The sequence below is a fragment of the Protofrankia coriariae genome, from assembly GCF_001017755.1.
Taxonomy (GTDB): domain Bacteria; phylum Actinomycetota; class Actinomycetes; order Frankiales; family Frankiaceae; genus Protofrankia; species Protofrankia coriariae.
Window position 1 is genome coordinate 74,012 of record NZ_JWIO01000001.1, and the last position, 10,559, is coordinate 84,570.

Consider the following 10,559-nt stretch of genomic DNA (forward strand, 5'->3'; position numbering starts at 1 on the left):
CGGGCCGCCTCCAACAGCCGGCTGGACGAGCCAGACAGGTCGAGAGCTCGCGCGGTGGCCTCCCGTAGTGCCTGGTCAGCGGCCTCCCGCTGGTTCGACGGGAGTGTCTCCTCCCAGATCGCGCGGCGCAGCAGCAGTGCGCCGTTGGCGCTGGACTTCCTCGATCTCGCCGGGACGGGTTCGCCGCCACCGCTGGTGATCAGTATTACGCCTGGTGTATCGGTCCCCGCCGGCGAGTAGGTGACGACGTTGCCGAGCGGACCGGCCAGCCGGGTCACCGCCGTGCCCCGGTCCGGCCCGCGCTGTCCCGGCCCGTGGTGTCCTGACCCGCGATGCCCCGCTCCTCGGTGTCCTGGCCCGCCCCCGCCCGTGGGATCAGCGCCTCGGCGGCGCGGCGGACCCACAGCGCGAACGCGCGGGCGTCCGCCGACGCCCGGCGGTACTCGGCGATGTCCATCGCCCCGACGCCCAGTACCAGTGCCTTGCCGTCCGCGCCCGGGGTGGCCAGCACGTGCCGGGCGAGGGCATCGACGAGGATGCGGTACGCCTGCTCGAGCGGCTTGGCCGGGCGGCCCGGCCCGGCCTTGGCCTCATGGAAAGCGGCGGTCGCCGCGAGCCCGGAGCCGACCAGCATCGGCCCGAGGCTCACCGCCCGGCTGCGGAAGTCCGACCGGGCCGGCGCGGGCACCGTGTCGACGAGTTGCCAGGAGACGACCGCCAGGTTCTGGTCCCGCCGGGTCATCAGGCGTCCTTCCCACGCCAGCGCAGCCATAGCAGGCCCTTGCCCAGCGTCTCGTCGCCGCCCGCGACCAGCAGCTCGCCGTCGAGCCGGGCGCGCAGCCCGTCCAGCCGAGGTGGCTCGGACGCAGCGGAAGCGGAGCCGGCGGCGTCCGCCAGGCAGTCCCGCAGCAGCGAGCACAGGATCGTCTCTGCCGGCAGATACTCGGTGTACCAGGGCCCGTGCCTGACCGTCTTGGCGTCCGCGGCGAGCTGGACCCGGGGCAGCAGTTCGACGTGCTCCTCGGTCAGCGCAGCCAGGTCGTCGTCGCTGACCAGCAACAGATCGGTGCGCAGCTTGTCGCGGAAGAAGGCGAAGGGATCGGACGCCTTCGCCACGCCCGTACCCGCGCCGGGCCGCGCGCCCTCGACGGCATGCGCGGCCTGGGCGGGTGCGGTGGGCAGGGCGTTGTCCGCGAGCCAGGACGCCCAGTCCGTCACCGCCGGCTCGACCGGCCCGGCCGTCAGGTCGTACTCGCCGACCGCGAGCTGGGAACCGGGCTCGGCCCAGAACGCGGCCGCCGGCACGACACCACCGGCGGTCACCGTGGGTACCGGCGGCAGGCCGCGGATCCCGGCGAGCTCCGCCATCCGCGTCTGGCGGGCCAGCAGCAGCGGGCTGCTGACCCAGGCGAAGGTGTTACGCAGCGTCGGCACAGGGAAGGCGACCAGGCGCAGGTCCCCGACCGCCAGCCAGCCTGGTCTCGGCGGGTCGGTGCCCGCGTCGGGGCTGCCCGGCGGGGCGGAGCCGAACACCTTCTCCACGTCCGGCCAGTTCTTGCGGTCCTCCCGCGCGTGGTCACGCAGCGCGCCCTTGGCGCTCTGGCCCCAGATCGTCGGCAGGCGGGTCGTCGACTCCCGCTGGATCGGCAGGTCGATCACGCCGACGCTGTCCGAGCCACCCGCGTGGACGGCGGTTTCCGCGTAGCAGTACAGCAGAGCGCTGTCGCCCATCACCATCTCCCAACCAGGCACAGGCCGAAACCCACCGTGCGCATCCAGTCCGTCGGATGTCCGCGGTCCAGCGCCTGGGGCAGACACTGGCCATGCGTCTGCCGGGCAAAGAGCTCCGCCCGGGCCGGATCGTCGAACTCCAGGAAGTAGACGCTGCCGGCGGCCACCGCCCACCGCAGCGGCCGTGCTCGCCGGGTACCGCCGTCGAGACCGGTGATCACTTCGGGGCCGAGGGTGCAGGCCCCGCGCAGCTTCGCGCCGTTCGGGATCTCGGGCAGCCAGCCGTCCCGGAACACCGCGGGGGTGGCCAGGTAGAGCAGTACCCGTCCGCCCGGGAACCGTCGCGGAGCCGTCGGCAGCGCCGGCAGCCCCGTCCCCGCTCCCTCGGGCACGACCGTCACCGCTGCCTGGCGGGCCTCACCACCGAGCCGCACCATCGTCGACGCCGACGGTGGCACGGCGGAGTCGAACCACACCCGGCAGCCGAACGCGACACCCGCGGAACCAGCCGTGTTCCCGTAGCCGCTTTCGGACGGACGCCAGAAATCGGCCTGGTAGAGAAAGCCCGGCAGTGTCGTACGCCCGGCGCCGTCACGGGACGAGCGGGCATGGCGGGCGATCCCGAGACGGCTCTCCCGCACCAGAGGCTCCCGCTGTCGGGCCCCGGCCCCGGACGCCTCGGCAGCCGATGCCCCGGATGCTTCCAGGTGCTCCAGAGCGCGGGAGGAATCACCGTCCAGATAGCGGCTGATCACGTCGGCGGGCAGGTAGGCGCCGCTGGGCTCCCCCGTCCCGGCCAGGAACTCGAAACGCCCCGGCCCGACGGCCGGAAACTCCCCGGATCCCGCTCGCTCTCCCGATTCCGGGAATTCCCCGGATACCGTGGATCTCGCGCCGCCGGGGCCGTGTGGCCCGGTCGGGCGGAAGTCGAGATCCGACGCGACGCCCGCGGGCAGGAACGGCTCAGCGCCGGTGTCCACCCCGGAAGGCCCGCCGGCGCGACGCCCGAGGCCGCCGGCATCCCCGGGTGATCCAGGCGGCCCGGGCGATTCCGACGACTCGGACGATCCGGGGGAACACAACCGGCGCGGCACACCGTCGTCGACGACGAGGTCGGCGGGCGCGGGCAGCAGTACCCGCGCCCGCGGGCCACCGGTGCGGACCAGCACCGGTCCGGCGATCCGCAGCGGGTTGACGCCGAATACGGCACGTAACGCCCCGCCGGTCGACGTCGGCCGCGGCAGGGTGGTGTGCGCGGTCGCCGTCATCCCGGTCGTGAACGGACGGCCGTCCCGGAAGGTCACCACGTCCAACGGGTGGAACAGCACCCACGCCGACACCTCGCCGCCGCGCTCCCCGCTTTCCCCTCCGGCTTCCCCGCGCTCCTCGATTCTTTCTCCGCTTTCCCCTCTTTCCCCGCCGCACGCGCGCTCCTCGGCGTGTGACGCCGGGGCGGATGCCGGGGCAGGTGGCACGATCCCGCTCATCGTCCCTCCTGGGCGAGGAATCTGGCGACCTCCAGTGCGTCGACCCAGGCGATCACGTCGTGAGCGCGCGGCCGGTCCGTCGCGGGCTCGACCTGGCGGACCAGGTCGACGAACCCCGCGGCCTGGCTCTCCGACCCGCTGTGCCGGGTGACCAGGCGGCTGATCTCGGCGCCATAGTCGAGACGCGAGCCCGCGAGATTGGCGATGCCGTGCCGCTCTTCGTACATGTCGTTGAGCAGCCGGGGCGACAGGCCGGTACGGAAGCCCTCGACCAGGCCCACCAGCGACCTCGCCGGAGATGTCGGCGGACGCGTCCCGCCGGGGCCGCGCCACGGCAGGACACTCGCGGCCCGCTCACCGCCTCGGCGCAGCACCACCAGCGCGAGACCGGCCTTGCCCGGGCGCCGCTTGGCCTCCTTCAGGGCGTCCCGGGCGCGGCCGAGCGCGTCCTGCAGCGGATAGCTGACGTGGAAGAACACGATGGCGGTCGACACGGAGGGCCGGGTGAGCAGGCCCTGGGTGCCGGTGACGAACAGTTCCCGGCCGCGGGCGGCGGCCCGCAGCGCGTTCGCCGCGGGGACGAGCCCCAGCAGGTCGTCCCCGCCCGCGTAGACGGCCCGGCCGTGCTCCTCCTCGAGGGCTCGGGCCTGCTCTCCCGCGATCGCCACCAGCTTCGTGGAGACCTGACCGTGCCATTCCCGCATGATCCGTCCCGCGGGCATCCGCGCGTGCGACAGGGCCCAGCCCATGTCGTCGGCATCCTGGACGATCAGAGCCAGGTAACTGGCCGGCGGGCGGCTGGCAGTTGACGTGCCGGCGGCGGACGCGCGGGCGAGTTCCCTGACAAGATCCTCAGACGCCTGCCGCCCCCTGGCGCACGCTCGGACGACCTCGGCGTGACGCTGGTCGCTCGCGGGCAGCCGTAACCCGCTCTCGCGCAGCAGCGATTCCGGCTGCCAGGTGTCGGCCAGGCACCAGGAGCCCTCCAGGCAGGACCAGCCGGCGACGACGTCACCGAGCGGCCGGGCCAGCGCCTCCAGCGCCGGCAGCGCGCCGGGACGCTCGAGATTCCCCGGGGTTTTCGCCCCCGCCTTCCGCAGCACGGCGGTGATGGCGTACACCGCGTCACGATGCCTTCTCACGGCGTCCAGCAGCGCGCCACCGGAATTTCTGTCCAAATTCCCAGAAAAATACTCGGACGAATTTCCAGGAGAATCCCCCGTGAGATTCTCACCAGAATTCCCGACAAGATTTCCGCTGGCGTCCCCGCTGGCCAGAGCCTCGACTACGCGGACCCGGAACGGGGCAGTGGCGATCGACGCCGTGGACGGGAAGACCGCGCGTTCCCCGGCAAGACGCTCCGCGACGTCCGGGTCGCGTTTGACCGCACAGACCGGGCACAGCCGCTCGCCCGGAGCGAACCTCAGCCGGCCGGGAACAGCCGGCGAACCCGACCCGACACCTTCTCTTCGCCCACACAGCGAACACGACTGGGCACCGCTCCCGGCATACGGCGCGAAGTCCCGGACCCGCTTGCGCGCCTGGCCGGCGGCCGAGACGACCCGCCAGCCCTGTTCGTAGCCGCTCTCCGCGGATCCACCCTCCCCGGGCGGGCTCTCCCCGCTGTCGCCACCGGCGGTGGCCTGCCAGCCGACCCAGCGCACGACCGGGAAGGTACCGAGGCTCGCGACCGTGCTGTCGTCCGGATTTTTGAACGTCACCGCGCGCAGGCCGCACCACTCAGCGTGGACTTTCGCCGAAACATGCCGCGCGAGGCTCCCAGGGCTGGGGACAGCGCCGGAGCCCGGCCCGGAACTGCCCGGATCTCCGGCGGGAACCACGGCGAAAATCCGGTTCGGCAGCCCGTCCGGGACGTCGGCGGCGACCGGGAGCACCGGCTCACCGTTGCCCTCCACCACCGCGTCCACCGCAACCTGGCACAGCCGCGACACCAGCCTGCTCGCCGTCCACAGGTCGGCCGTCCGCCGGGAAGCCGCGATGAACTCCTGGACACCGCCCAACGTCAACATGACGTACCCGTCCGCCATGGACCCCCCGTCCCGCTGGCATCCGCTTACCCAAACCCCGACATTTACCCTCAGGGTGCCCGCAACGGTAGCACCCACCCCCAGACAACCAGCACCCGGGGTATCCCCTCACTCACAGAGCCCCCAGAACACCCCGCCCGTCAAACGACAACAAATTCCACCTCACGCCCAACATCACAACAATCACACTTGCCAACCCACTCACCACAAAGCCTCATCAATCAGCACTATTTCCCTACTCTCATGATCGGGCTGGGGTTAGCGAGGACGCCTTCGGCCCATACCGTCGCATCCGATCGAAGCGGGTTTCTATGCCCTCATGATCGGGCTGGGGTTAGCGAGGTGGACCGCACCAACTCCGTCGCGGAGTGGAGCAACCGTTTCTATGCCCTCATGATCGGGCTGGGGTTAGCGAGAGGCCGGCGTACACGGCGGACCGCGTGCCCGTAGTCAGTTTCTATGCCCTCATGATCGGGCTGGGGTTAGCGAGGGCGACAGTGTTCCTGGAGACGGTCTTCAACGACGGTTTCTATGCCCTCATGATCGGGCTGGGGTTAGCGAGGTGGACCGCACCAACTCCGTCGCGGAGTGGAGCAACCGTTTCTATGCCCTCATGATCGGGCTGGGGTTAGCGAGAGGCCGGCGTACACGGCGGACCGCGTGCCCGTAGTCAGTTTCTATGCCCTCATGATCGGGCTGGGGTTAGCGAGCCCTTCAGAGATGTTTGACCGGCGGTGCCTCGCGTTTCTATGCCCTCATGATCGGGCTGGGGTTAGCGAGCTGGTGTTCACAGTCCTGTCGGTCCTGGCGGCACAAGCGTTTCTATGCCCTCATGATCGGGCTGGGGTTAGCGAGGTCGCGATATTCGTGCTCATGCTCGTCGTAGAAAGCGGTTTCTATGCCCTCATGATCGGGCCGGGGTTAGCGAGGGCACCCCCTCTGGGACCCCCGCTGAGCTGGGACGATGGTACCCGGTTGCGAGGACCTATCATAAACGATCTTTGTGAAGATCGACAAACAGTCGTCTCCATAGATCGACATGTGCTCTGAACTGCACAAACGAAGCCGTCGAGGATCATGGCAAAAATGGGGCCCGGCGAAACGATCTGTACCGGTCACGATCAAGCCGATCGGTTCCGCCATGCAGGCATCCAGATACGGAGGCAGAAGCCTCCACGAGCGCGACGCATCCGGCACGAACCACCTCCGAGCTCGCCGGCTACCGTACGCACCGTCGGCAGACGGGGGGAGAGCAACGGATGGGTGTGCTGTACGCGCGGGCGTTCACTTCGCAGGCTCTGCTGGACGCCTGGGCAGAGGTCCGCGACGCCGCTCTCGCCGACGGACAGCCCGACAGCGAGGTCGATGCGTTCGAGGCCAACGCCGCCCGTAACCTCGACGAACTCGGAACGGTACTCGCCGCCGGCGAATGGCAGGCATCCCCGGTACGAAGGGTGGACCTCCCGAAACCGTCCGGTGGCGTGCGGGTGCTGGGCGTGCCGCGGCTGGTGGACAGAATCGTCGAGCGGGCGCTGCTGCGTGTGCTGGATCCGGTGATCGACCCGCTGTTGCTGCCGTGGAGCTTCGCCTACCGCCGTGGGCTCGGCGCCCGGGACGCGCTCGCCGCGCTTGCGGAAGCCCGGGACAGCGGGATGACCTGGGTCGCCCGGTCGGATATCAGGGACTGCTTTCCCTCCATCCCCCAGTGGGAAGTGCTACGCCGGCTACGCGAGGTCGTCGACGACGAACGGATCATCCATCTGGTGGGTGTTCTCCTCGACCGCCCGGTGGCCGGCGGCAGGACCGATCCGAAAAACCGCGGGCTGGGCCTGCACCAGGGCAGCGCTCTTTCACCACTCCTGAGCAACCTGTATCTGAACGCCTTCGACCGGGCTATGCTGCGGGCCGGCTTCCGGGTCATCCGCTATTCTGACGACTTCGCGATCCCCACGACAGGTCGGGTGGCGGCGGAACAGGCGCTGGTATCGGCGTCCACCGAACTCGAGGATCTACGCCTGGAAATCAACTCGGGAAAATCACACGTCGTCTCGTTCGACGAGGGCGTCCGGTTTCTCGGTGAAGTGACGACCGCATCGACGATCAACAGTGGCGAAACCTTGTCACACCCGATGGAAACGGTTGTCTACGTGGACCGGCAGGGTTCACTGGTTCGCTCTCGTGGTGACAAGCTGGTCGTCACCGACGGCGAGGAGTCGCTGCTTCGGCTGAACCTGCGCCGGGTACGGCAGGTTGTCTGCTACGGCCGGGTGGGACTCACCACCGCCTTTCTGCACCAGGCCGCGGAACGCGGCATCGAGGTCGTGCTCCTCACCGAACAGGGCGTTCTGGGCGCCCGGTTGACAGCACCCACCGCCTCTGACCCGCAGATCCGCCGTGTCCAGTACAAAGCGGCGGACGACGAGCAGCGCGGCCGTACCCTCGCCGCGGCCTTTGTCGAGGGAAAGGTTGGCAACCTACGGGTGGCAGTGCTGCGTTCCGCCCGCCGGGAGGACGACGCGGAAGCTTTCGTGGCGGCCGAGCTGATGCGCGAGCTCGCCGGGCGACTACCCGAATGCGCCACCCTCGACGAAATTCTGGGCATCGAGGGGGCGGCATCCCGCGAGTATTTTCAGACACTGCGGCGCATGCTCGACCCGATCTGGGGTTTCGAGGGCCGTAACCGCCGCCCGCCGCCGGACCCGGTCAACGCGATGCTGTCCTACGGATACACGATTCTCACCCATGAGGCGATCGCCGCCGCCGAGGCCGCCGGGCTCGACCCCATGGTCGGCTTCCTGCATCAGCACCGCTGGGGACGCCCTGCCCTCGCTCTCGACCTGATGGAGGAGTTCCGCCCGATCACGGTGGACGTGGCCATGTGGCGGGCGATCAGCTCGGGGCAGATCCGCCCGGAGCAGTTCGAGAACGACCCGAACCAGGGCTGCCGGATGGCTGCCGACGCCCGCCACGCGTTCGTCACCGCCTACGAGAAACGAATGCTCACCCTCACCACCCACCAGCCCAGCGGACGGAGGGTCTCCTACCGGGTCGCCCTGTCGCTACAGGCCAAGGCCCTTGCCCGCGCCCTGCGCGATCCTGGGGAGCCGTACGTCCCACTACGATGGAAATAGTCGGCGTGGACAAATGACCAGCGTGGATATGGAGCTCCGATGATCGTGGTGGTCTGCTACGACATCGTCAGCGACCGACGCCGCGAAGACGTCGCGGTTTTCCTCTCCGGTTATGGTCCACGGGTGCAGTTGTCCGTGTTCGAATGCGAAGTCCGCTCCACCGACGAGCTGCGGACGCTGAAGGCGGGGCTGCGGGAGCGCATCGACACTCTCACCGACCAGATCCGGATCTACCCGACCACCGATGCGACCATCAGCGAACGCCACGTCATCGGTGCCCGCACCGTAGAGGAACGCTCCGACTTCTGGATCGTCCGCTAACCGCGCAACACGGCGGCTGAACCGCAGCCTCGGCAACGCCACCTGCCAGCGATCCGCCGACGATCACCTTCTCGTATATGGGGCACCTGCGGATGCCTTCCGCCGTGCCTACAGCGAGATCCGGGCGATGATGCCCTCATGATCGGGCTGGTGTTAGCGAGGGCACCCCCTTTGGGACTGCCGCCGAGCTGGAACGATGCTACCCGGTTGCGAGGACCTGCCACAAACGATCTCCATAAAGATCGACGAATAGTCATCGCTATAGATCGACATGTGTTCCGACCTGCGTAAACGAAGCTGTCGAGGATCATGGCAAAAACGGGGTCCGGCGAAACGCTCCGTACCGGTTGGGATCAGGCCGATCGGTACCGCCACGCAGTCAACCAGCCATGGGGGCAGGCCCCTCCACGAGCACGACACGGCCGGCGCGGCCTCTCACCGCAACGCGCCCGCGACCATCCGCGCAAAACACGATCGGCAGGACAGCGGGGCGGTGGCGTCAGGGTGTTTGTGTTTTCGTGAACGCGAGATACCCCAACGTATACGGCGAATCGTACGTACGTGATATGATCAGCGTACGTACGAGGAGGTGTGGCTGCGATGGCTGTCACCGCATCAGAACTGCGTCAGAACGTGTACCGGCTGCTCGACGAAGTGCTGGCCAGTGGGGTGCCGCTGGAGGTCGAGCGTGGCGGGCGGCGGCTGCGGATCGTGCCCGTCGACGCGTCCGACAAGCTGTCGCGCCTGTCCGCGCATCCTGGCACGATCATCGGCGATCCGGAAGATCTTGTCCATCTCGACTGGTCCGGTGAGTGGCGTCCGTGATCATGCTGGACACGCACGTCATGGTGTGGCTTTACGACGATCCCGAGCGGCTGGTGCCGCCCGCGGTGCGTGAGCGGCTCAACGCCGAGCCGCTCGCCCTGTCGCCATTCGTCAGGCTGGAGCTGCAGTACCTCCACGAGGTGGGGAGGATTTCCGTGCCGGCGTCGACCATTGTGGACGATCTTGTGTCGAAGCTGGAGATGCTGCTGACCGATCCACCGGCGGCGCAGATCTGCCAGGCCGCCATCGCGTTGGACTGGACCCGTGACCCGTTCGACCGGCTGATCTCGGCACAGGCCCTCACCTCCGCTGCCACCCTCGTGACCAAGGACCGCGTCATCCGCAGCCACCTCCCGTCGGCGTGGTGGCCGGTCTGAACGCCCTCCTCCGGCAACCTGCCGACACAGCCGGCCACCCCACCCGCCGATACCATCAGCGACCGCCCACGCGAATCATGATCGGTGCAATTTTGTCATTGTGCACGCTTTTCAGCCGCATGAGCGTACACAACGACAAACTCGTACCGATCTTCTCTGGTAGATGACGCCCATCAACGGATCGCCATCGTCCGCGCGGCTACGCATAGTCATATCACCGATATCCGGCCAACTACACATACGAATTCAGCGACGCTTCCGCCTTCTCACGATCGAGCCGAGGTTGGCGAGAAACAGGTGATGTACAGGACCGGCCCCGGTCGGGTTTCCATGCCCTCGCGATCGGGCTGGGAGCAGCGGGGCCAGGCCCACTACGACGTGGGCAACGAGTACTACGAGTTTCTATACCCACATGATCGGGCTGGGACCAGCGGGCGCGCTCCCTTCGGGCCCCCCGCTGAGCTGGGATGATGCTACTCGGTTACGAGGAGTGGACGCGGTCCGCCGTAGTGGTCACGGTCGGATCATCCCCACACGGCCTGGGCCACGCCCATGCCGAGGACGGCGGCGCCGACGGCGGCGAGCACGCTGCCCAGCACGTTCGCGGCGGCGAGCAGGCGGGCGCCGTCCTCGGCCAGC

The 10,559-nt window shown here is 68.8% G+C and carries 8 protein-coding genes and 1 CRISPR repeat array; of the genes, 4 read left to right on the forward strand and 4 right to left on the reverse strand.

Translation table 11 applies throughout. The features are described 5' to 3' along the window. Positions 1-274: 274 nt before the first annotated feature. From cmr5 to cas10, 4 genes are read right to left on the reverse strand one after another with little or no spacing between them, the layout of a single operon-like run. On the reverse strand, positions 275-742 hold the full coding sequence (gene cmr5 / locus FrCorBMG51_RS00315) for a type III-B CRISPR module-associated protein Cmr5 (protein ID WP_047221159.1): 468 nt from the start codon (positions 740-742) through the stop codon (positions 275-277). Further along, on the reverse strand, positions 742-1,731 hold the full coding sequence (cmr4, locus tag FrCorBMG51_RS00320; RefSeq protein ID WP_047221160.1) for a type III-B CRISPR module RAMP protein Cmr4: 990 nt from the start codon (positions 1,729-1,731) through the stop codon (positions 742-744). Before cmr4 ends, cmr5 begins: the two co-directional genes overlap by 1 nt. Then, the gene (locus FrCorBMG51_RS00325) at positions 1,731-3,218 is read right to left on the reverse strand and encodes a type III-B CRISPR module-associated Cmr3 family protein (RefSeq protein WP_086055160.1); all 1,488 of its coding nucleotides are present in this window, start codon (positions 3,216-3,218) and stop codon (positions 1,731-1,733) included. The genes cmr4 and FrCorBMG51_RS00325 overlap by 1 nt, the downstream gene beginning before the upstream one ends. Further along, entirely contained in the window at positions 3,215-5,248 is a 2,034-nt protein-coding gene (gene cas10, locus FrCorBMG51_RS00330) for a type III-B CRISPR-associated protein Cas10/Cmr2 (RefSeq protein WP_162233148.1), read from the reverse strand. The genes FrCorBMG51_RS00325 and cas10 overlap by 4 nt, the downstream gene beginning before the upstream one ends. Positions 5,249-5,495: 247 nt before the next feature. Next, positions 5,496-6,195: a CRISPR direct-repeat array (repeat unit 37 nt; unit sequence GTTTCTATGCCCTCATGATCGGGCTGGGGTTAGCGAG). A gap of 330 nt (positions 6,196-6,525) precedes the next feature. Between cas10 and cas1 the strand changes: the two genes are divergently transcribed. From cas1 to FrCorBMG51_RS00350, 4 genes are all read left to right on the forward strand, one after another. Then, on the forward strand, positions 6,526-8,397 hold the full coding sequence (cas1, locus tag FrCorBMG51_RS24495) for a CRISPR-associated endonuclease Cas1 (protein WP_052914180.1): 1,872 nt from the start codon (positions 6,526-6,528) through the stop codon (positions 8,395-8,397). A 39-nt stretch (positions 8,398-8,436) separates the two neighbouring features. Further along, positions 8,437-8,718 carry a CRISPR-associated endonuclease Cas2 gene (gene cas2, locus FrCorBMG51_RS00340; RefSeq protein ID WP_047221163.1) on the forward strand — a complete coding sequence of 94 codons (282 nt, stop codon included), beginning with the start codon at positions 8,437-8,439 and terminating at the stop codon, positions 8,716-8,718. A 600-nt stretch (positions 8,719-9,318) separates the two neighbouring features. Beyond that, positions 9,319-9,543, forward strand: a complete 225-nt coding sequence (locus tag FrCorBMG51_RS00345) for a type II toxin-antitoxin system Phd/YefM family antitoxin (protein WP_047221164.1) — start codon at positions 9,319-9,321, stop codon at positions 9,541-9,543. A 2-nt stretch (positions 9,544-9,545) separates the two neighbouring features. Further along, a complete protein-coding gene (locus FrCorBMG51_RS00350; RefSeq protein ID WP_235433194.1) occupies positions 9,546-9,920 on the forward strand; it encodes a type II toxin-antitoxin system VapC family toxin in 375 nt (124 codons plus the stop codon). Positions 9,921-10,559 lie beyond the last annotated feature (639 nt).

Bases quoted from the DNA above. Each gene is read 5' to 3' on its own strand.
- cmr5 (WP_047221159.1), bottom strand. From the start codon at position 742: ATGACCCGGCGGGACCAGAACCTGGCGGTCGTCTCCTGGCAACTCGTC.
- cmr4 (WP_047221160.1), bottom strand. From the start codon at position 1,731: ATGGGCGACAGCGCTCTGCTGTACTGCTACGCGGAAACCGCCGTCCAC.
- FrCorBMG51_RS00325 (WP_086055160.1), bottom strand. From the start codon at position 3,218: ATGAGCGGGATCGTGCCACCTGCCCCGGCATCCGCCCCGGCGTCACAC.
- cas10 (WP_162233148.1), bottom strand. From the start codon at position 5,248: ATGTTGACGTTGGGCGGTGTCCAGGAGTTCATCGCGGCTTCCCGGCGG.
- cas1 (WP_052914180.1), top strand. From the start codon at position 6,526: ATGGGTGTGCTGTACGCGCGGGCGTTCACTTCGCAGGCTCTGCTGGAC.
- cas2 (WP_047221163.1), top strand. From the start codon at position 8,437: ATGATCGTGGTGGTCTGCTACGACATCGTCAGCGACCGACGCCGCGAA.
- FrCorBMG51_RS00345 (WP_047221164.1), top strand. From the start codon at position 9,319: ATGGCTGTCACCGCATCAGAACTGCGTCAGAACGTGTACCGGCTGCTC.
- FrCorBMG51_RS00350 (WP_235433194.1), top strand. From the start codon at position 9,546: ATGCTGGACACGCACGTCATGGTGTGGCTTTACGACGATCCCGAGCGG.